This window comes from Neptunomonas antarctica (assembly GCF_001305295.1).
Taxonomy (GTDB): Bacteria; Pseudomonadota; Gammaproteobacteria; order Pseudomonadales; family Balneatricaceae; genus Neptunomonas; species Neptunomonas antarctica.
On record NZ_LJSI01000019.1, the window covers coordinates 1 to 23156 of the forward strand.

A 23156-nucleotide genomic window follows, 5' to 3' on the forward strand; every position below is an offset into this window, starting at 1 on the left:
GGCGTCGGTGCCCGACAGGCTGTTGCCCGTGACGGTGATCGTCTTGCCGTCAGCGACATTCTTGTCGGCAAACAGGCCGCTGGCGGTGCCGCCTACAGATACGTCATCGCTGCCCAGCTTGGTAATTGCGGCGGTGCCGCCCAGGATAGCGTCGGTAGTGGCATCGTAGGTCTTGGCGGTAGCGGCGAGGCCGGTGACTGACAGATCCGCTTTGCTGATATCGGCAGAAAGACCAGCTTGTTGCAGCAGGTTGTAGTTTCCGGCATCGGTGCCCGACAGGCTGTTGCCCGTGACGGGGATCGTCTTGCCGGTATCGACATTTTTGTCAGCAAACAGGCCGCTGGCGGTGCCGCCTACAGATACGTCATCGCTGCCCAGCTTGGTAATTGCGGCGGTGCCGCCCAGGATAGCGTCGGTAGTGGCATCGTAGGTCTTGGCGGTAGCGGCGAGGCCGGTGACTGACAGATCCGCTTTGCTGATATCGGCAGAAAGACCAGCTTGCTGCAGCAGGTTGTAGTTCCCGGCGTCATCGCCGCTGATGCTGTTGCCCGTGACGGTGATCGCTTTGCCGGTATCGACATTTTTGTCAGCGAACAGGCCGCTGGCGGTGCCGCCTACCGTCACGTCATCGGTACCCAGCTTGGCAATGGCTGCGGTGCCGCCTAGCGTTGCGGTGGTATTGGCGTCATAGGTCTTGGCGGTGGCGGCGAGGCCAGTAACCAACAGATCGGCCTTGAGGATATCCGCCGTTAAATCTGTTTGCTGCACCAGGTTGTAGTTGCCGGCATCAATGCCCGACAGGCTGTTGCCCGTGACGGTGATGGCTTTGCCGGTATCGACATTTTTGTCAGCGAACAGGCCACTGGCGGTGCCGCTTACAGAGACGTCATCGGTACCCAGCTTGGCAATGGCTGCGGTGCCGCCTAGCGTTGCGGTGGTATTGGCGTCGTAGGTTTTGGCAGTAGCGGTGAGGCCGGTGACTGACAAATCCGCCTGGCTTATGATCAGGCCCCCGCCCTTGATGTCAAAACCTTGTTGGGTGGAGTGGTAATCGTTATAAATACCTGCGTTGGTTTCTGTGGCGGCGGCACCCAATACCTTGTCGATGGACGTAAAATCACCACCGCTTTGAGCTGCGCTATTGTAAGTCACTGCCGTATCAGCGAGCGTCAAGTCAGTCATGAAATGAGTGAGCAAGGGGGCAGAGTGGTCCTCGTAGATACGCCAGACGGCACCGCTGCCGCCGGTATCGGCCAGATCCCATTCATCTGAAAAGCTCGCCTTCTTGTGTATATCTGCGGTGCTCAAGCCAGTGCCGCTGTCTTTGTTGCCTGCTGATGTCGATTGCCCGGTGGTCGCTGTATCCCAGTAGCTGAGTGTGATCGTGCCCGTATCACTGCCCACCAATCCGCCTACCTTCCCGTCAATTCCACTGACGGGGCCCGTGGCGTAGCTGTTGATGATCTTGGCATTGTTGTAGTTTACTCCAACAAGCCCGCCTGCGAATTGGGTGTTGTTGGTGACAGAACCCGTGGCGTAGCTGTTGCTGATCTCGGCGTTATAGCCGTTGTACCCCACCAGCCCGCCGGTTTCGTAGCTACCGCTGACGGTGACATCCGCATAGCTGTTGGAGATTTTGTTGTTGTTATTATTGAACCCCACCAGCCCTCCGAGCCTTTGGAGGCCACTCACGTTGCCCGTGGCGTAGCTGTTGCTGATCGTGCCGTTGTTTTCTCCAATTAGTACACCGGCAATATCACCGTTGACGCTGCCCGTGGCGTAGCTGTTGTTGACCGTGCCGTAGGTAGATCCGGCCAGCGTGGCGACTCTGTTGGCGCCAGTCACGCTGGCGTCGAGCAGCCCGAGATTGTCGATCAATGAGCCCGCTGTCGTGTCTCCAAACAGGCCGATGTAACTGGTTGAGGGTCTATCGATGCTGAGGTTGGAAATTGTATGCCCCAGGCCGTCGATGCTGCCGCTGAATCCAGTCGAATGATTGCCGATGGGAAAGAAACCTGCGCTGCTGCCACCCCACAGTCCGCTGGGGTTGGCCAGCTCAGTGGCCAGATCAAGGTTGTTGGTCAGGGTGTAGTCGGCCGAGAGGTCTATCGCCATCAGCTGCAGCTGGTGGGCATTGGTGATTGTGGTGCTGTATTCGCTGCGCAGGAAGGGGCGGGTCGAGCCCTCCACCATAAACCAGGTGTTATTGAAGTCGAAGCCGCGGTACGTCGCTTGCGTCAGCAGCTGTGAAGTGGTCCTGTCAGCACCGCCGCCTGCCGATGTGGATTGCCCGGTGGTGACTGTATCCCAGTAGCTATTGCTGATCGAGCCACCGCTGACGGAGCCCACCAGCCCGCCGGCGGAGCCGCTGGAGGCGGTGATGCCCGTAGCGTAGCTGTTGCTGATTATGCCGTTGTAGCCGCGCCCCACCAGCCCTCCAGTATTACCACCCGTGCTGCTGACGCTGCCCGTGGCGTAGCTGTTGCTGACCGTGCCCTCTACTATTAACCCCACCAACCCGCCGACATCATAGCCTTCGCCATGGACGCTGCCCGTGGCGTAGCTGTTGCTGATCGTGCCGCCGTTGCGCCCCACCAGTCCGCCGACCTTGTCATTGCCGCTGACGCTGGCGCCGAGCAGCCCTACGTTGTCGATCACTGAGCCCGTGGCCGTAAAGCCAAACAGGCCGACGAAATTGGTTGAGGGTCTATCGATGCTGAGGTTGGAAATTGTATGCCCCAGGCCGTCGAAGCTGCCGCTGAAACCATAGCTGATGGGGGCGAAGCCGCTGGTGATGCCCGTTGCCTGGCTAGTGCTCGCCGTGCCCCACATGCCGCTGGGGTTGGCCAGTTCGGCGGCGAGGTCAAGGTTGTTGGTCAGGGTATAGTCGGCGGCCAGGTTCAGGCTCATCAACTGCAACTGGTGGGCGTTGCCGATGCTGGTGCTGTATTCGTTGCGCAGGAAGGGGCGGGTCGAGCCCTCCACCATAAACCAGGTGTTACCGAAGTCGAAGCCAGCGTAGGTCGTTTGCTTCAGCAGGTCAGCGGTGGTCTTGCCCGAACCGCCGCCTGGTGATCTGGATTGTCCGGTGGTCACCGTATCCCAGTAACTGTTGCTGATGGTGCTAGAATCAGTGGATTCAGCCACCAGCCCGCCGATACGGAAGTCTCCGCTGCTCAGGCTACCGCTGGCGTAACTGTTGCTGATCTTGCTGTTATTGAAGTGTCCTACCAGCCCGCCGGCGTTGTTGTCGGTGGCAGTCACGTTGGCCGTGGCGTAGCTGTTGCTGATGGTGGCTAAGTCGGAGCTTCCCACCAGCCCGCCGACTCTTAGCTCGCCAGCTACGTTGCCCGTGATGTAGCTGTTGCTGATCGTGCCGCCGTTATCGTATCCGACCAGCCCACCGACGTGAGCCTTGCCAGTCACGCTGGCGTCGAGCAGCCCGACGTTGGTGATCACCGAACCTGCAGTCGCAATACGGAACAGGCCGATGTAATCGGTTGTGGGGCTATTGATGCTGAGGTTGGCGATGCTATGCCCCAGGCCATCGAAGCTGCCGCTGAATGTCCCGAGGGTGTCAAAGCCCGCGTTATCATTCCACTCTAAGGTGTCAGCGGCATCGATATTGTCGCCCAGCGCATAGTGACCCGACAAATTGCCGTCGATGCCCTGCAGGTCTGTGGTGGTGGTGCTGCCAGCCTCCCCGAGGCTGGTGATAACGATGAATTCTTTAACAGTGCCTGTGGAACCCAGCTGGGTGCTGAAGTTGTTACCAGCCTGCAGATTGACCGGCGCATTGACGTTGTAATCAGCCGCAACGCCACTGATCACACCATCGGTTGCGTCCTGGCCGTATTCCAGCACCAGCTTGCCGTTTTCCCCGGTCGCGGTGATGGACTGGTTAATGTTGATGTCTCTATGAGCATCTAGGGTCAGGCTGTTATCGGCACCCCAGGTGACGGCGTCGTTGACATAAATATCACCGTTGGCTCCCGTGGTTTCAATCCGGATGTTGCTGCTGGCCAGGTTTCTGCTGACTGCTGCTCCCGTGATATTGCCGCCGCTGGCGGCAATGGTGTAGTCGCTAGGGTCGATCAGCCATTGGCCGGTTTGACCGTTGGCCGCTAGGGTGGTGACAACCGTGCCGTCAGCAACGTTGACATGCGCCGCACTGGTTTCGATAAAGCCGCCGTCGCCGCCATCGGGCGCGCTGGCATCTAGGGTGCCGGCGACCTTCGTGGTGCCCGCCGCCATGCCGCCGAGCAGCACGATCACGCCGTCGTGGTTTTCTACGCTGCGCGCTTCGATCACACCCGTATTATTGACCACGCTGGCCAGCAGCGAGTCCCTGGCGCCGGCGCTCAGCAGCACCCGGCCACCGTTCGCCTGGATCAGCCCGCCGTTGTCGGCCAGGTTGTCCAGCAGACTCTCATCCACCTGCATCTGCACCAGGCTGTTGTCCGCGAAGGTCAGGGTGACTGCACTGCCGGCACCCAGCGCGACGCTGCCACCGGGCGCGGTAATTGTGCCCTGGTTGCTAATGCTGTTGCCCAGCAGTGCCACGTAACCGCCATCGGCCGCGTTGATGGTGCCCTGGTTGATCACGCTACCGGTACCCGCGCCACTAAAGCTGCGGCTGTCGCTATTCAGGCTGGCGTCATCCAGGTCCAGGGTGGACGCGACCAGCGCGCCAACGTTGACCTGGGCATTCTGGCCAAACAAGATGCCGTTGGGGTTGATCAGGTAGACTTGGCCGTTGGCATTGAGGTTACCGAGAATCTGGGTACCGTTGCTGTCCATAATGCGGTTGACTGCGATGGCGGCGGCCGAGGGCTGGTTGAAGGTTACCGTTTCCCGGGCGGCAATATTGAAGCTATCCCAGTTCAGCGACAGGTTCCGGGTCGTCTGAGTGATGGTTGTGGTAGCACCGGACTGGGCAATGCTGCCCGTGCCCGACACCACAAGTCCACCTTCGGGCGAAGCTTGGGCGAGCGCCGAGGATAGCCCCACGACCGCTACCAGCAGTTTCCGGCTGGAGCCTTTACCCTGGCCCCGGGTCGTTTCGGCGACCGCAATCCAGGCCCCCTGTGTCTTACTCCAGACTAAACGATACAGATGATTCAGTGATCCATGTCCAAGCATTGTGATGCCCTTCTTTGTGATTTATTTCTTGGCGCCGCGGTTAAACCACGCACCAGACAACCCATTCCCCACAAATGGAACAATTTAATAATTGATCAAAAAAAATTGACCAAAAATTAAGTAAGCTTGCATTAATTTAAAAAAAATATTTAGCATAGTAGCTTTATCAGAATACGCAAATAAAGTATTGCCACTTTAATCTACATTGTGGACGCCACTCACCAGATTCGATTCTTGATGAGTCGTCCTCGTCGTTTTTCCAGATCGCCTAGACTTTTTAAAGCACTAACAACGCCGCTGTTTTATCCAGAAACTCTTATTTTTATGTCTCTTTTATCGCTTTCAGAAAACTACAGGTCGTAAATTGGCATACGCCATTTTTGAGTGAGAACATAATTCATCATCTATCAGAATAATAATTTACGCACCTTGTGTGGAGGCGTCATGTCTATCAGTGTTTTTGATCTTTTTAAAATTGGTATAGGTCCGTCCAGTTCTCATACCGTGGGTCCGATGTTAGCGGCGGCTGAATTTGCGAACTATCTACAGCAGCATGCACTGGCCTCTGACGTACATCATATCCGTGTTGACCTGTTCGGTTCACTCAGCGCAACGGGCATAGGGCATGGCACTGATAAGTCGGTGATTGTTGGTTTGATGGGCGAGCGTCCCGCTACCATCGACCCTACTATTATTGATCCTGTTGTTGACGCTGTAAAACAGAACAATACATTGAAACTGCTGGGTCAGTATAACGTCGAATTTATCTGGTCCAGAGATATGAGGCTCCTCGAAGAGAATCTTCCTTATCATCCTAATGCTATGGTTTTACGTGCGTCGGCTGTGGATGGCTCGCTGTTATATGAAAATACTTACTACTCTATTGGCGGTGGTTTTGTTATTGATGAAAGTGAAGCAACTGCCGATGCGCATTTAGTCCCGCAAGTGGCGCTACCCTATGAGTTCAATAATGCCGTACAGCTACTGGCGTTATGTAAGCAAAACAAGCTGAGTATCAGCCAACTGATGATGGAAAACGAAAAATTCTGGCGTCCCGAAGCCGAAACTCGGGCAGGGTTAAAGATTATCTGGCAGGCCATGCAGGATTGTGTCAGCAGTGGTTTAGTTAATGAGGGTGTTTTGCCAGGTGGATTAAATGTGAGGCGTCGTGCCGCAAGTTGGCATAAATCGTTGCAGCGGGGGATGCAGCCTAACGTAATAAGTAGCACATTAGGCGCTATGGATTGGATAAATCTATATGCGTTGGCCGTTAATGAGGAGAACGCAGCCGGTGGCCGTATGGTCACAGCTCCAACCAATGGTGCTGCGGGCATTATCCCCGCAGTATTGATGTATTACATGGAGTTCACAAAAGATCCTAGCGAAGAATCGGTGGTCGACTTTATGTTAGCCGCCGCTGCTATTGGGGCGTTATGTAAGAAAAATGCCTCTATTTCTGGTGCTGAAGTGGGTTGTCAGGGGGAGGTAGGCTCGGCCTGTGCCATGGCAGCAGCGGGTCTGTGTGAAATATTAGGCGGTACCCCTGAGCAGGTAGAGAATGCCGCTGAAATTGGTTTGGAACACAACCTTGGATTGACTTGCGACCCTGTAGGTGGCTTGGTACAAGTGCCCTGTATCGAGCGAAATGCGATTGGTGCCATGAAGGCCATTAATGCCACGCAAATGGCGTTACGCGGTGATGGAGAGCACTTTATCTCATTGGATAAAGTGATTCGCACGATGCGCGATACCGGCCGTGATATGCAGGATAAATACAAGGAAACCTCACGCGGTGGTTTGGCAGTGAATGCCATTGAGTGTTAATTTTTGGCTAGCATTAGCTCAAACCAGATCAGCATCTGTTTTGGTCTGTATGTATTAAGAAATAGCGGCTCCTTTTCGCTTTAAATTATATCCCTTCGATTTTTCATATAACTGAATCTCGCATTGCGGCTTCGTACAGCCGCAATCTTCTTTCATCTGCCTCTTGTTAAATAAGAAGTGACGCTTTTGGTAACAAGAGAGTCGCTTCCAGCGTCTTGAAGATCCCCACTAAATTTTACACTGGCCTGAACGTTGGGAGATTAAATATTCTGATTCTCCCTCAGTCCTGTAAGCGTATCCGTTGGAGCGTTATTAAATCAGGGTTATTAATCAGGGTTTGCGCAATAAGCGACAACCCGGGATAGAAGGGTAATAAAAATGAACGCCGCTGAATTGCATCAAGACGCCATCATCATTGATGGTCTGATCTGCGCGAAATGGAATCGTGAGCTTTTTGAAGATATGTCAAAAGGTGGGCTGACTGCCGCTAACTGCACGGTTTCTTTCTGGGAAAACTTTCAGAATACAGTCAACAATGTCGTCGAGATGAATCAGCTGATTGATGCCAGCAGCGATCTGCTCATTAAAGTACAGTCCACCGCCGATATTCACCGTGCTAAACAAGAAGGCAAGACGGGCGTCATGATGGGTTTTCAAAACGCTAATGCGTATGAAGACCAGATCGGCTATGTGAAGGTCTTTAAGGACCTGGGCGTCGGTATCGTGCAAATGTGTTACAACACTCAGAATCTGGTCGGCACCGGTTGCTACGAGCGCGATGGCGGTCTGTCTGGCTTTGGCCGTGAAATTGTTGGCGAAATGAACCGTGTCGGCGTGTTATGTGACTTATCCCACGTCGGTGCTAAAACCTCTGAAGAAGTAATTCTCGAATCCAAACAGCGGGTCGCGTATTCACACTGCCTGCCAAGCGGTTTAAAAGATCATCCGCGTAACAAATCGGATGCTGAGCTTAAATTTATTGCTGATCACGGCGGGTTTGTCGGTGTCACCATGTTTGCTCCTTTCCTTAAAAACGGTATTGATTCAACCATCGAAGATTACGTCGAAGCGATTGAGTACATCTACAACATCGTTGGTGAAGATAGCATCGGTATCGGTACCGATTTTACCCAAGGTCAGGACCAGAATTTCTTCGAATACCTGACGCACGATAAAGGCTATGCGCGACGTTTGACGCGTTTTGGCAAGATCATTAACCCTGAAGGCATCCGTACCGTTGGCGATTTTCCGAACCTGACTGAAGCATTGCTGCGTCGTGGTTTTTCCGAAACACAGGTTCGCAAAATTATGGGCGAAAACTGGGTGACGCTGCTTAAAGATGTCTGGGGCGCCTGAGCTGATAAATATATAGCTGGTGCGCTGCGTGATACGGCGTTAGAGCCATAAGTATTAGAACGAAATAATTTAGCAAAAGTATTAATACAAAAGAATTTTTGAGGTTAGAAATAATGAGTGTACATGCACCAGAAATGCCGATCGTAGTAGATGATGAAACCGGAGTATGGACCACCGATGCACTGCCGATGTTGTATGTGCCGCGTCATTTTTTCGTGAATAATCATATGGGTATTGAAGAAGAGATCGGTGCTGAGAAGTACGCGGATATCCTCTATAAAGCGGGTTATAAGTCAGCGCATTACTGGTGCGAGAAAGAAGCGGCTGAGCACGGTATTTCAGGGGCGGATGTATTCGAGCATTACATGAAACGTTTGTCTCAGCGGGGTTGGGGGTTCTTTATTACTGAAGAACTGGATCTTGAAAAAGGTACGGCCAAAGTCCGCCTGGAACACTCCGCTTTTGTTTATCAATACGGCAAGGTGAACCGCAAGGTGGATTACATGTTCACGGGTTGGTTTGCTGGTGCGATGGATCAGGTCGCAGAAAGCCTGGGTTATGACGTACGCACTAAAGCAATCCAGACGCAGTGTGCAGCAGAAGACGGCTGTGATGTGGGTTACTTTGAAGTAACCGCGCTCTAAAGAGAACTGAAAGCTATTAAGTTTTCATTCGTCTTTTTAAGTGAGCCATAAAAAGTGAACGCAGCTAAGCACCGCCTGCGCCAATAATAAAATCGAAATCGGTCATCAGACTAGCGTGTCCTAGTATTAGATGGCTGGTTAATAACGTAAAGGTGGGGTCCGATCATGTCCCAGTTTGATATCCTGTTTGAACCGCTCAACATTAATAAACTGACTATCCGTAATCGTATCGTCAGTACCGCTCACGCAGAAGTTTATGCAACTGACGGCGGCATGACGACTGAACGCTATATAAAATATTACGAAGAGAAAGCCAAAGGTGGTTGTGGTCTGTCGATCTGTGGTGGTTCCAGTGTGGTCTCTATTGATAGCCCGCAGAGCTGGTGGAGCTCGGTTAACCTGTCGACTGATCGGATTATTCCGCATTTCCAGAATTTGGCGGATGCTGTGCATAAGCACGGCGGCAAGATTATGATTCAGATTACCCATATGGGACGTCGCTCCCGTTGGGATGGTGGTGATTGGCCTAATCTGATGTCGCCTTCCGGCATTCGTGAGCCGGTTCATCGTGCTACCTGCAAGACCATCGAAGAAGAAGATATCTGGCGCATTATCGGTGACTTTGCGCAGGCAGCGCGACGTGCCAAAGAAGGTGGATTAGACGGTGTTGAACTGTCTGCTGTGCATCAGCATATGATCGACCAGTTCTGGTCGCCGCGCGTTAACAAGCGTACTGATCAATGGGGCGGTAGTCTGGAAAACCGACTGCGTTTTGGTATGGAAGTACTAAAAGCCGTACGTGCAGAAGTAGGCCGTGATTTCGTGGTGGGTATGCGTATGTGTGGTGATGAATTTCACCCGGACGGCCTCAACCATGAAGATCTTAAACAGATTGCCAAGTACTACAATGATACCGGTTTACTGGATTTCTTTGGCGTGGTTGGTTCCGGTTGCGATACGCACAATACGCTGGCAAACGTTATTCCGAATATGAGTTATCCACCCGAGCCATTCCTGCATCTGGCGGCCGGCATTAAAGAAGTGGTGGATGTGCCGGTTATTCATGCGCAGAACATCAAAGATCCCAATCAGGCAAAACGTATACTCGAAGCCGGTTATGTTGATTTTGTGGGGATGACGCGTGCGCATATTGCTGATCCGCATATTATTGCCAAAATCAAGAATGATCAGGTTGATCAGATTCGTCAGTGTGTCGGTGCTAACTACTGTATTGACCGTCAATACATGGGGTTGGATGTGCTCTGTATTCAGAATGCAGCAACATCCCGCGAACATATGGGCATGCCGCATATTATTGAAAAAACCACCGGTGTTAAGCGCAAAGTCGTAGTGGTGGGTGGTGGCCCTGGTGGTCTTGAAGCCGCACGTGTTGCCGCAGAGCGCGGCCATGATGTGACGCTTATTGAAAAAGAAGAAGAGCTGGGTGGCCAGGTGGTGATTGCTGCCAAAGCACCGCAGCGTGACCAGATGGCAGGCATCACTCGCTGGCTGGCAATGGAAGTGGCGCGTCTGGGTGTTGATGTTCGATTAGGCACCAGTGCCGATACGGATCTGATTCATGAACTTAAACCTGATGTCTGTATTCTGGCAACAGGTGGCCGCCCGTTTATTGATCAGGAAGCGGCATGGGGTGCGGCTGAAGGGCTGTGTGTTTCTAGCTGGGATATTCTTATGGGTAAGGTCGTGCCTGGCAAAAATGTGCTGATCTACGACACCATTTGTGAATTCTCCGGTATGTCGGCAGCAGATTATCTGGCGTCAAAAGGCTCGTTGGTCGAACTGGTGACTGATGATATCAAGCCGGGTGTCGGTATCGGTGGCACCACCTTCCCGACTTACTATCGTAACTTGTATGAAAAAGAGGTGGTCATGACCTCCGACATGTTGCTGATGAATGTTTATCGCGAAGGTGAAAATCTGGTAGCCGTGTTGGAGAACGAGTACACCGGCCAGAAAGAAGAGCGGGTAGTTGATCAGGTGGTAGTCGAGAACGGCACGCGTCCAAACGAAGAGCTTTATTACGCACTCAAGCAAGAATCCTATAACAAGGGGCAGTTAGATAATGAGGCGCTGTTTGCTGCTGCACCACAGCCTGTGTTGGCTCTTTCAGCTGAAGAGAAGCAGGGCAGCATGATCTTGTGGCGTTTGGGTGATTGTGTCTCGCAACGTAATACGCATGCGGCGATTTATGATGCCTTAAGGCTTTGCAAGGACCTCTGATCAGAGCTATTGCACACGCCAGCTCCAAAACCGGAGCTGGTAAAAATAACAGGGCAGATTTCGCTGCCCGTCCACCTGCTTGATGAGGGTGAATTATGGTTTTTGAGTGGTTACACCCCGTTCTTATTGCGACAGCATTGCTGCTGGCAGCGATTGGCGCTGTACGTCGAGTTAACCTGTGGCGCGCTGGCCAGGCTGAATCAGTGGATTTTGTCGCGGGCTTAATCGCAATGCCGGGTCGCTATCTGCATGATCTGCACGATATTGTTGAACGCGATAAATATATGTCCAAAACACATGCGGCCACTGGCGGTGGCTTTGTGTTGTCGCTGGCCATGATTGTATTGGTCCATCTGTTGGGTTTGGAAAGCCAGATCTTAGCCTGGGCGCTGCTCGTTTCACTGACGTTGATGTTTGTCGGTGCCGTTTTTGTGTTTAAGCGCCGCTTGAACCCACCGAGCCGATTATCAAAAGGCCCGTGGATGCGTTTGCCAAAAAGCTTACTGGCGTTTTCGGGTGCCTTTTTTATTCTGACATTACCTATGGCAGGCGTGTTACCTGAAGGCTTTTTATCTTCGTCAACAGGCGGCTGGATTCTAACCGCTGTGCTCACCGTATTTATTGCTATGGGTTTGTCCGAAATGCTGTTGGGTATGACCTGGGGCGGGCCGATGAAGCACGCCTTTGCGGGAGCGCTGCACCTGGCATTTCATCGTCGTCCTGAACGCTTTGGGGGTGGTCGCTCAACGGGATTAAAACCGGTTGCTTTGGATCAACGTGTCTTAGGTGTGCAGAAGCCGGAAGATTTTAAATGGAATCAACTATTGGGATTCGATGCGTGTGTGCAGTGCGGTAAGTGTGAGGCCGTATGCCCGGCATTTGCAGCGGGACAGCCGTTAAATCCGAAAAAACTGATTCAGGATATGGTCGTTGGCATGGCGGGTGGCAGTGATGCTGACTATGCTGGCAGCCCGTATCCCGGAAAAGAGATAGGTCAGGCGAATGGGGGTCCGCTGCTGACGATTACGGAGGGGTTGATTGACCCACAAACGCTCTGGTCTTGTACTACCTGTCGAGCTTGTGTGGAAGAGTGCCCCATGATGATAGAGCACGTTGATGCGATTGTTGATATGCGGCGTTTCCTGACCATGGAGAAGGGCAGTACCCCTAATAAGGGTGCAGAAGTACTGGATAACCTGATTGCTACCGATAACCCTAATGGTCATGCGCCTAATAGTCGTACTAACTGGGCCGCTGATCAGAACTTACCATTATTGAGCGATGTAAAAGAAACCGATGTTATATTCTGGGTATCTGATGGTGCCTTTGATATGCGTAGTCAGCGTATCTTGCGCGCCTTTGTTAAGTTGCTTAAAGCCGCTAACGTAGACTTTGCTGTGTTGGGCGCTGAAGAGCTGGATAGTGGTGATGTCGCACGCCGTTTGGGTGATGATGCGACGTTCCAGAGTCTGGCTAAGCGTAATATCGCAACGCTGAGTCAGTATAAATTCAAACGGATAGTCACCACTGATCCCCATGCTTATCACTGTCTGCGTAATGAATATGCAGATTTTGCCGAAGGCATAGCGGATGACTTGTTCGATAATATTGAAGTCTTGCATCACACCACTTTTTTGAATCAGCTGGTACAGGCTGGCAAGCTTAAGCTGAATCCCTACAAGGGTGGCACAGTCACTTATCACGATCCTTGTTATCTGGGACGTTATAACGGCGAATATGAGGCGCCACGCGAATTGTTGCGCTCACTCGGCATTGAAATTGCCGAGATGGAGCGGTCTGGCTTTCGCTCGCGCTGTTGTGGTGGTGGTGGGGGTGCTCCGATTACGGATATTCCGGGAGAACGCCGTATTGCCGATATGCGTATGGAAGATGTCCAGACAACCGGTGCAGAGTTAATAGCAGTAGGGTGTCAGCAGTGTACGGCGATGCTGGAAGGCGTGGTTGAGCCACGCCCGCAGGTAAAAGATATCGCTGAGATTCTGATTGAGTCGCTGGTTGAGCCTCTTGCTAAGGAGCTGCACTGATGTCTGATGATCATTATTCAGAAATTCTTCGTCGAGACCCGCGAGCCGAGAGGATAGCGCGTAATCGCTTACATGCGTTGCATGTTGCCGTTAGTGTTGGCGGACAGGCGACTGAGGTACGTGGGCCTTCTGGCTTGCTGCGCAAGAATCCTCACACGGTTGGCTTTACTGGCCCTAACGGTATTAAACGTATTGATCGGCTTAAAGGTAATGCGGTGGCTATTAAAAATGGTCGCCGTAATGCGCCAGGCAGCCAGGAAGCGCTATTGCCGTTACATGTCATAGCAGAGCCCGCTTTCACGATTGTCGTCGTGCCGGACATGGTGGGCGGGCGACTGACCGCGCATGATAAAGATGTGTTGGGGCAGGCGCATAAACTGGCCAGAGCTATTGAAGCCGATAGTAATGAAACCGGCGTGGTGATGGTGGTGGCTTTTGGTGTGTGCAAAGAAGAAAACTTTGATAAAGCCGGCGTCGACCGTTTGTTATTACTCGATAGTGCGGAATATGAAGGTTACTGCCCTGAGCAGCAGATCGCTGCGTTAGCGCAGGTTGAGGTACGCTTTAAGCCGAAATACTGGTTGTTCCCCGACAGCGTTCATGGCGGTACTGATTTAGGATCTCGTTTAGCTGCACGTCTGGGCGAGCGACCTGTTGCACAGGCGTGGCAGGTGGATACTAAAATATCGATCTGCCGTGGTGCCGGTGGGTCAGTCGATATTACACGGGCAACCCCGCGGTTGCTGATGCTGGCAGAAGAATGCGCAAATCCAATTGATGAAAGCCGACATGAGGTGTTGCCGGTAGCATGGGAATCTATCCCTGTTGTTTCGCCACAGTTGCTCGATAAAGGACAAGTTGCTGTCGATCCTAATGCGATTCCTCTGGCGGAAGCTGAATTTATTCTGTCGGCCGGCAACGGTATTAACAACTGGGACCAGTTCCATACAATCGCAGCGGCATTGGGTGCCACTGAAGGCGCCAGCCGGGTAGCCGTGGATGATGGTTATATGCCACGTTTTCGTCAAGTAGGTGCTTCTGGTACATGGGTGACTGCAAGGGTCTATCTGGCAGTGGGTATCTCGGGTGCGATTCAGCATATGCAAGGTATTGGTCAGTGCGATAAGGTCGTCACCATCAACACCGATGCAGGATGCGACATGGTAAAGCGGGCTGATCTGAGTGTGATTGGTGACAGTGAAACGGTGCTCGGCGAATTACTAAGCCTGATTGAAATGTTTCGTCAGCAACCACACCAAAGCCAGAATAGTGTGAGTAATAGCGTAAAAAACGCCGTGGAAAATGGCGCTAAAGAAGGAGCTGAAAATGCAGCCTGATTCGAGCACAGGACTAAATGGAAAAGGCCAGGATTTAAAAATAGTCTCGTTGATTTCAATCGGTCAACACCCTGCCTCAGGACGTGCTCGCCGCGCAGAGCAAGATGGCAGGGCCGTTGAGCTGGGAATGACATTGGCAGCATCCAGTAGCACGCAAAATTTAACCGTATTACATGCCGGCGACTCTCAGCAAGCAGCATTGCGCAGCTATGCGGGTATGGGGTTAGAATCTGTGCGGGTACTGCAGTTACGCGAGAGTGCTGATGCAGTAAAGACTCTGAGTGAATATCTGCATAAGCATGCCCCCGATATCATATTGACCGGTGTACGTGCTGAAAGTGGCGAGTCTTCTGGCATGATGCCCTACCTGTTAGGTGAGTCGCTGGGGTGGCCGGTAGTGTCGCGTATCGCAGATATCGTGTCGATAAAAGAGGGTGTCGCTGAGATCTTGCAGGCACTGCCGCGCGGTCAGCGTCGGGCGTTGACGGTGCGTTTGCCGTTTATTGCCAGTGTTGATAATGCGGCACCAGAACCACGTCAAAGTGCGTTTGGCCCAGCCAATCGGGCGTTCATGGAGCAGCAGCAGTGCCATAGTGAGCCGGATACGGCGCGTAACGGCTGGAGTATAGTGTCTGCTCGTAAGCGACCTAAGCGACTGAAGATCGTTAAGGCCAAGACGGCGGCTGATCGCTTTAAAGCAGCCACTGCTAAGCCTCAGGGTGCGGGAGGAAAAATCATGAAAAATCAACCCGCTGCAGAACAGGCACAGGCTATCTTTGATCTGTTATTGGAAGAGGGCGTGTTGCGTTAAAGAAGCCTCCTTTAAGCTCGCGACCATACTTTGGTCGCTAGTTTCTTCCGGTTTTGATATACTTCGCTCCTGGCTATACTGCTTTATTTGTGGATTTTATCGAAAAGCGTCAATCATACGATGAGATCTGTCGCAAACTGCAACACTGCATCTCTGATCTCTTCGTAAGATAGAGGCGAACGTAAAGTCATCATTCATCGATACATAATAAAAAAGCGGAGTAGTACTATGGACGATAGCACTCGAAGTGCGACGGCGGACGTGAAAAAAAGGGCGGAATACACCTCCGATTACAAAGCAGGACAAGATAATGTAACAATTCTGGGTTTGGATGTTCTTAATCCGGTGTTTAGTACCAGTGCATTTCTTATTCTGCTTTTCATCGCCACGACTTTAATCTTCCCGGCTGATGCAAAAGAAATGTTGCTGGGAGCGCGTACCTGGTCAATTGAAACATTTGATTGGCTGTTTTTGATTAGCGGAAACATCTTTGTTTTATTCTGTTTGGCCTTGATTGTATTGCCCGTAGGCAAGATCAGGCTGGGTGGGAAAACGGCAACACCTGATTTTAACCGTATGTCCTGGTTTTCCATGCTGTTTGCAGCGGGTATGGGTATCGGTCTGATGTTTTGGAGTGTGGCAGAACCTGTCGCCTATTATACCGATTGGTACGGCACACCACTGAATGTGGCAGCTAATACACCAGAAGCCGCGTCCTTGGCTATGGGCGCTACCATGTACCATTGGGGACTTCATCCATGGGCAATATACGGTGTAGTGGCATTAGCGCTGGCTTTCTTTACTTATAATAAAGGCTTGCCACTGACTATTCGTTCTGCTTTTTACCCGCTCTTAGGCGAGCGCGTGTGGGGGCCGATTGGTCATGTCATTGATATTGTAGCGGTATTAGCAACGATCTTTGGTTTGGCGACCTCACTGGGGTTGGGTGCATCACAGGCAGCGGGTGGTTTAAGCTTCCTGTTTGATATTGAGAATAATATTACTACGCAGATCGTGATTATCGCAGGGGTAACCTCAATAGCGATCTTCTCTGTGGTACGTGGCCTCGACGGTGGGGTTAAACTGCTTAGTAATATCAACATGTTAATTGCGGGCATACTGCTATTATTCGTCATTGTGGTGGGGGGAGTCAGCGGTTTCCTGGGGCATTTTTTCGGTATTCTAAGTAGTTATGCAGAAAGCATTATCCCGTTGAGTAATCCGGTAGGACGTGAAGATCAAACCTGGTATCACGGCTGGACAATATTCTACTGGGCATGGTGGATTTCCTGGTCACCATTTGTAGGTATGTTTATTGCTCGTATCTCAAAAGGCCGTACGGTACGTGAGTTCCTGATGGCTGTACTGCTAGTGCCAACACTGGTGACGGCTGTATGGATGGCTGCTTTTGGTGGTAATGCATTGGATCAGGTCCAGGGTCAAATCGGCGCGCTTGCAAACGGCGTGGGTGATGTATCGCTGGCGATGTTCCAGATGTTGGAAAATCTGCCATTAACTGAAATCACTTCGGCATTAGCGATCATTCTGGTGTTGGTGTTCTTTATCACTTCATCAGACTCAGGTTCGTTGGTAATAGATTCTATTACCGCCGGTGGTAAGGTAGATGCTCCGGTACCACAGCGTATATTTTGGGCCGTATTAGAAGGTCTTATTGCTGCGGTATTATTATACGGGGGTGGTTCTGAAGCCCTGACTGCTTTGCAGGCAGGCGCTGTGACCGTGGGCTTACCGTTCACGATTATACTGCTGCTTATGTGTGTTAGCTTGTATAAAGGTTTGAAAAGTGAAGTGTACTAATTAGCGTTTAATTGGTAAGATCACGAACCTGAAAAAAGCCGGCATTTTTGCCGGCTTTTTTATGCTGAATCGCCGGCTTTTCAGGCGTTAATATTTGATTTTTATGCGTTCAAACTTATGCGTTCAAACCTTATATTTTTCAAAAAAATATATTAAATGATGCCAGGGGAGAGGTTCTGATGATGATTGCTGATCTGGTAGATCAGGACGATTTTTATAGATTACTACAATCAGTGGGCATCGCTGTTGAAAGCCATTGGACACCTGGGCAATGTGCACAGGCCGCTTTAGATTGGCGCTGTAATTATAAAGAGAGTTATGAAAAAAGTAGTAATAAGAGTAGCGATAACAACAGCGCCAATGTCGATAAAGCGAATGAGTTGGACAAGATTATCAGCGAACTCAAACAGAACGAAGTACTCTTGTTGCCGGAAGTAAAAGAGGCGCTACAGATGCTGTTATAGCCAGCGACTGTGCGAGTAACGATTGATAATAGCTATTTACCAGTGATTATGTCCTCAATAGAGAGCATGACAGATAGATTTTTTAGTGTGAATTAGAGAGCATTTACGCGTGCGAACAACCTTAGTACCACTGATTTCCCTTTTCATCAGTTGCTTTATTTTGCTGCTGGGTAACGGTCTGATCAATGTCCTCATCCCAGTAAGAATGGGCTTAGATGGTCTCAATACGAATACCATTGGTATGGTATTGTCGCTCTATTTTGTGGGCATGTTACTGGGCGCTATCTACAGTAAAAACCTGATTAGACGGGCGGCGCATATTCGTGTGTTTGCCGGATGCGTTGCGTTAGGAGCCGTGAGTATATTGGTTTGCAGCCTGTATTCAGACCCGGTTCTCTGGGGAGGAATGCGCATTGTATTGGGTTTTTGTAATGCCTGCGCGTATACAGCGATGGAAAGTTGGTTGAGTGACAGCTCGACAAAAGAAACACGCGGTAAAGTGTTAGCCACTTATAATGCTGTTGTGTTAAGTGGTCTGTTTTTTGGTCAGTTTTTTATGAATATGGCAAGCCCGGAGGGCACTGTCTTATTCGTTTTTAGCGGCATATTATTGTGTGCGGCCGTGATTCCAATGGTCTTGAGCCGTAACAGCGGTCCCCTGATCTCAGAAGTTAGCTCAATGTCACTGTTGGCACTGTATAAAATTTCTCCGCTTGGGGTTGTCAGTTGTTTAGCGTCCGGCGTGATTTATTCCGCTATCTTTAACTTGTTGCCTGTGTTTGCTAAAGATTATGGCATCGTTACTTTTCAGTTATCGCTTTATATGGGAACAGCGATTTTAGGGGCTTTTTTACTGCAGTTTCCCGTAGGCTACCTATCAGACCGATTTGATCGGCGTACCGTCTTATTTGTTTTGTTATTCATATCGGCCGTGGCAGATTTTGCGGTGCCGGTGTTGGCATCACAAGGTATATTCACCGGTGTTTTTGTCGGCACGGCGATTACTACTGGTATTATTGCCTGTACTTATCCGCTGAGTATCTCTGAAGCGTTTGATAAATTGCGCCAGAATCAGATGGTAGCCGCGATGGGAAGTATGATCCTGGCATTTTCTATTGGCGGTATATTGGGGCCATACACGGCTTCTATTGCAATGGACTATTACGGCAACGCTGCACTTTTCTACTTTGTCGCCTTGATACAGTTACTATTAGGGGGCTTTGTGATGTATCGCATGGCCGTTCGTGAAGCCTTGCCTGTAGAAGAGCAGGAGCACTTTGTTATGCAAGGTGCCTCTATCATGGCTTCGATTGATCTCGATCCACGTACCGAATATGTAGCACATCAGCATGCATTGAGTTCAGAGGCGGAAACAGCAGCAACGATTGCTGAAACCGACCCCGCCGCTGCCGTTAAAATGGCACGCGCTATTGCGATGGCAAATCCGGTGCTGGGGGTTGAAGTGGCTGCCGCCGTCGCGACGGTGCCGGGCATTAATGTTCTGCGTTTATATGAAGTCATGAAGGAAGCTGTCCCCGACCAAATACTCGGCGTTACCCGGGCAGTTGTTACTGTTCGCCCTGAACTAGCCTATGAGTTAATCTCGAAGCTGGCTGAATGGTATCCCGAGCAAGTCGTTTCTGTGGCGGCTGAAATTGGCCATGCTTTACCTGAGCTGCGAATAGAAATGGCAAGAGTTGCGGTTGAATCCGCACCTGAATCGGCCACTGAAGTCGCAGAGTATTATGCGCATGTATTGGCCGAAGAGCGAGACGCCATGCGACCTGCCGATCGCGCGGAGGATACCGGAGATGAGGCGGCAGCAAGTATCGCTTCAGAATTGTGGAATGTAGCCCCGGAGCAGGCAATGAATGTTGCCGTAGCGATGGTGGATGCCATGCCGGAATCAGCCGTTTTGATAGCGGAAGAATATCTGGCCAGTAATATCGGAGCAACAGACGAGGAGGTTTTAGCCGCCACGGAATCTGAAATACTCGTTTCTGCAGAGCGAACCGAAGAGCACAAAGAATGGAATCAAGAGTGGAGCCAGGAATGGAATCAAACGCACGATCAGGAGTGGACACCAGACTACCACAATACCGTTGAACTCGTTTCAAAACTGGCAGAAGCAGCTCCGGAGCAAGCACTGGATATGGCCGTGGCAGTAGTAGAAGCGGTACCCGGAAGTGCGGTAGAAGTGGCTACCGAATTGGCGCACAGCCTGTTCGATAAAATGTCTGATGATACACATGATGCTGAAAAACAATCTGACGAAGATCAAGAGACCAAGCCGCAAGAATATGAGGACGCGGTAGCTCTGGTGCAACGTTTATCAGACGCGTCCCCGGAACATGCCATGAATGTCGCCGTTGCAGTAGTTGAAGCTATTCCAGAGTCAGCCTCAGAGGTCGTGGATTCTATCAGTAAAGGAACAGAGTCCTCAGAAGGTGAGTGGATCAACTCAGTGGACCATAAACCTGCCGATTAAAAATGTATTAATGCTTTGACGAGGCTTTTAAGCCGTCTGCAGCGTCAGAGTATTTCAGTGTTTTATTTCTGATTAGATTCTAATTGTTGGATCTGATTCCAGATTTCTTCGGCCTCAGCGGTTAGCGATGAATAGCTATGTATGTCGCCTTTGCGTTGTGCAAGCATCGCCTCCTCAAGCTTTATACCGTAGATTTTATGCAGTTTTTTTGTAGGGTTGGATTTAAATATAGAAAACATAAGATTGCTCAATAATTAGTCGATGCTATTTATACGTGCAAAAACGAAATCAGATTAGTTTTTATTTTTTTAAACAATGGCACTCATTTATCGTTGAAGTAAGGAGCTGCTCAAGAAAATTTCGCGTTTGCGATATCTGTTGTCTGATGAGTTATCATCACAATCATCCTCCCAAGAATAGTAGCGGCATTACGCCGGGTAATATTGCTGCGGGCTATCTTCTGTCGTCTTACCTTGTACCTGATGGTAGTGTGGTGGTAGATTTTTAATTATTCATCCCAATTTGTACTGATGTATCTGTGAAATTTTTTACCCACTCAGATCCGTATATAGAGAACATAATGGAAGCAGAACATATAGAAGTTGCTGGATTTTTAAGCCAGTTTCAGCCCTTTAACGGGTTGCCTGAAGACACCATTAATAATATCGCTCAGCAAGTAGAAATTGCTTATTACCGGGCCGACAGTGATATTTTTAAGTTCGGTGATGAAATTCACGATTTGTGTATGATCCGTAGCGGTGCAGTGGAAATTTATCGGCGTAACGGTGATCTTCATAATCGCCTCAGTGCCGGTGGGTTGTTCGGGCAGATGGGATTGTTGATGAATAATCGTATCCGCTTACCAGCCAAAGCACTTGAAGATACTCTGATTTACTTCATTCCTGAGTCTGTGTTTATTGCGTTATGTGATGAGTTTGAAGCGTTTGCTTATTTTGTAGAAATGGATGATCACTCAAACTTACAACATGCTGTTGCCGGTAAGGATAGCAATAATTTAATGGTCTCTAAGGTGACCAGGCTGATCTCCCGTGAACCTGTGACCATTGCTTGTACGGCGACTATTCGCCAGGCAGCTGAAAAAATGACCGAAGAAGGCGTTTCTTCTTTGTTGATTGTTAGCGCAGCTGAACTGTCGCAAGGGCCTCAGCACGCGGCTGGCCGGATGATGGTGGGGATGATTACGGATTGGGATCTGCGCGCGAGGGTGGTAGCAACCGGTTTTTCCATCGACGCGACGGTTGAAGAGGTGATGTCTACCGAACTGATTACCATCGATAGTGATGCGTATGCGTTTGAGGCAACGCTGATCATGCTCCGTAATCATTTACATCACCTGCCAATTCTGGATCGTGGCCGGCCGGTAGGTGTGATTGCGATTTCGGATATTGTGCGTTACGAGTCTCAAAGCAGCCTTTATATGGTCGGCTCGGTCTTTCGTCAGAACAGTTTAGAGGAGCTTCAGTTGCTGTCTGAGGAGATATCTTCCTGTTTTGTGCGCTTAGTCAATGAGGATGCCAATTCGCATATGATTGGTAGCGCCATGTCTGTTATCGGCCGTAGCTTTAAGCAGCGTTTACTGGAGTTGGCTGAGGCGCACTTAGGCGCGCCGCCCATTCCTTACTGTTTTCTTGCGTTGGGATCGATGGCAAGGGATGAGCAGTTGATTATTACTGATCAGGATAACGCTCTGATTCTTGATAATCAGTATGATCCGCAGTTGCACGGCGAGTATTTTGAGGCGTTGGCAAATTTTGTCTGCGATGGTTTAGCGGTCTGCGGTTTTAGTTACTGCACCGGCGGGATTATGGCGACGAATCCGCTGTGGCGTAAAACCCGACAGGAGTGGGAGGCATGTTTCGCTGATTGGATAGATAACCCTGTTCCGGAAGCCTTGTTGAACTGTTCAATCTTTTTTGACCTGGAAGGCGTGTGGGGAAAAGTCCTGTGGGCTGAACAGCTCAATACTTTTATTGCTCAAAAATCCTCTCGCGAGCCGCGCTTTTTAGCCAGTTTGGCGCGCAATGCGTTAAGCAGAACACCGCCTTTGGGTTTCTTTAAAAACTTTGTGATGGAACAGGATGGCCAGCACCGCAACTCCATTAATATGAAGCGCCGCGGAACTGCACCCTTAGCCGATCTTATTCGGGTACATGCGCTGGCGGTAGGCTCCAAAGCCAGAAACTCTTTTGAGAGGCTGGATGATATTGATAAGGCCGGAATTCTGCAGGAGGGGCGTATTTCAGATCTGAAAGATTCGCTGGAGTTTATGTCGATGGTCAGAATCAAGCACCAGGCTCATGATATTGAAGCGGGGCGTACAGCGGATAATAATATTGAACCCGAGCACCTGTCTGAGTTTGAGCGGCGTAACCTGAAAGATGCTTTTCAAGTGTTGAGTAACAGTCAGCGCTTTCTTAGATTTCGCTATCCTTTATAGCTGAATAGCTTAATTGTCCATAATACATGGGGTTGAGAATGCCGCGCGTTAACAGTACAGATCAACACAGTCTCAACTGGTCGCTCAGGTTCAATGAGCAAGCAGAGGCCGCCTGTGATTTTCGTTTACGTATGTTTTATGAAAAAGGGGCGGTTACCCCTGATACACCCTTAAAAGATGTCCCTTTTGTCGCGTTGGATTTTGAAACGACGGGTCTGAATGCAAAAAAAGACGATATTGTAAGCATTGGTTTGGTGCCTTTTACGCTGCAGCGTATTTATTGCAAAGACGCTAAGCAATGGATTTTAAATCCTCAGCAGCATTTGGCTGAAGAGTCGGTTGTTATTCACGGCATTACGCATGCGGATATCAATAATGCACCGGATTTGATTCGCGTGTTGGAGCCTGTATTGGAAGCCCTTGCCGGGCGGGTAGTGGTCGTACATTATCGTTATATAGAGCGGGAGTTTTTTCATACCGCATTAAAACAAAGACTGGGGGAGGGTATCTGCTTTCCCGTGGTTGATA

14 protein-coding genes are annotated in these 23156 nt (G+C 50.4%); 12 read left to right on the forward strand and 2 right to left on the reverse strand.

Annotated elements, in window-relative coordinates; translation table 11 throughout:
- On the reverse strand, positions 1-5142 hold a 5142-nt coding region (locus tag Nant_RS02065), incomplete at its 3' end, for a YDG domain-containing protein (protein WP_054339991.1).
- Positions 5143-5586: 444 nt separating this feature from the next.
- Between Nant_RS02065 and Nant_RS02070 the strand changes: the two genes are divergently transcribed.
- From Nant_RS02070 to Nant_RS02115, 10 genes are all read left to right on the forward strand, one after another.
- Positions 5587-6966 (forward strand): L-serine ammonia-lyase, encoded by a 1380-nt coding sequence (locus tag Nant_RS02070; RefSeq protein ID WP_054339992.1) that lies wholly within the window; start codon positions 5587-5589, stop codon positions 6964-6966.
- Positions 6967-7344: 378 nt separating this feature from the next.
- Positions 7345-8322 carry a dipeptidase gene (locus Nant_RS02075; protein WP_054339993.1) on the forward strand — a complete coding sequence of 326 codons (978 nt, stop codon included), beginning with the start codon at positions 7345-7347 and terminating at the stop codon, positions 8320-8322.
- Between the two features lie 113 nt (positions 8323-8435).
- On the forward strand, positions 8436-8966 hold the full coding sequence (locus Nant_RS02080; protein ID WP_054339994.1) for a 4-vinyl reductase: 531 nt from the start codon (positions 8436-8438) through the stop codon (positions 8964-8966).
- A 165-nt stretch (positions 8967-9131) separates the two neighbouring features.
- Positions 9132-11207 (forward strand): dimethylglycine demethylation protein DgcA, encoded by a 2076-nt coding sequence (gene dgcA, locus Nant_RS02085; protein WP_054339995.1) that lies wholly within the window; start codon positions 9132-9134, stop codon positions 11205-11207.
- Positions 11208-11302: 95 nt separating this feature from the next.
- Complete coding sequence (locus Nant_RS02090; protein WP_054339996.1) at positions 11303-13252, forward strand: (Fe-S)-binding protein; 1950 nt, start codon at positions 11303-11305, stop codon at positions 13250-13252.
- Positions 13252-14589: an electron transfer flavoprotein subunit alpha gene (gene etfA / locus Nant_RS02095; protein WP_054339997.1), complete on the forward strand. Its 1338-nt coding sequence runs from the start codon at positions 13252-13254 to the stop codon at positions 14587-14589. Before Nant_RS02090 ends, etfA begins: the two co-directional genes overlap by 1 nt.
- The gene (gene etfB / locus Nant_RS02100) at positions 14579-15400 is read left to right on the forward strand and encodes an electron transfer flavoprotein subunit beta (RefSeq protein WP_054339998.1); all 822 of its coding nucleotides are present in this window, start codon (positions 14579-14581) and stop codon (positions 15398-15400) included. Before etfA ends, etfB begins: the two co-directional genes overlap by 11 nt.
- A 228-nt stretch (positions 15401-15628) precedes the next feature.
- On the forward strand, positions 15629-17218 hold the full coding sequence (locus Nant_RS02105; protein WP_054339999.1) for a BCCT family transporter: 1590 nt from the start codon (positions 15629-15631) through the stop codon (positions 17216-17218).
- 179 nt (positions 17219-17397) lie between these two features.
- Positions 17398-17682, forward strand: a complete 285-nt coding sequence (locus tag Nant_RS02110; RefSeq protein ID WP_054340000.1) for a hypothetical protein — start codon at positions 17398-17400, stop codon at positions 17680-17682.
- Positions 17683-17791: 109 nt separating this feature from the next.
- Positions 17792-20170, forward strand: coding sequence for an MFS transporter (locus tag Nant_RS02115; RefSeq protein ID WP_054340001.1), 2379 nt, complete (start codon positions 17792-17794; stop codon positions 20168-20170).
- A gap of 62 nt (positions 20171-20232) precedes the next feature.
- Here Nant_RS02115 and Nant_RS21185 read toward each other — a convergent pair whose 3' ends face one another.
- Positions 20233-20409 (reverse strand): DUF6435 family protein, encoded by a 177-nt coding sequence (locus Nant_RS21185; RefSeq protein ID WP_143773502.1) that lies wholly within the window; start codon positions 20407-20409, stop codon positions 20233-20235.
- Between the two features lie 341 nt (positions 20410-20750).
- Between Nant_RS21185 and Nant_RS02120 the strand changes: the two genes are divergently transcribed.
- Together Nant_RS02120 and Nant_RS02125 are read left to right on the forward strand one after the other, a co-directional pair.
- Entirely contained in the window at positions 20751-22628 is a 1878-nt protein-coding gene (locus Nant_RS02120) for a putative nucleotidyltransferase substrate binding domain-containing protein (protein ID WP_054340002.1), read from the forward strand.
- 38 nt (positions 22629-22666) lie between these two features.
- Positions 22667-23156, forward strand: a 490-nt coding sequence (locus Nant_RS02125) for an exonuclease domain-containing protein (RefSeq protein WP_202904931.1), incomplete at its 3' end; no start/stop codon positions are given.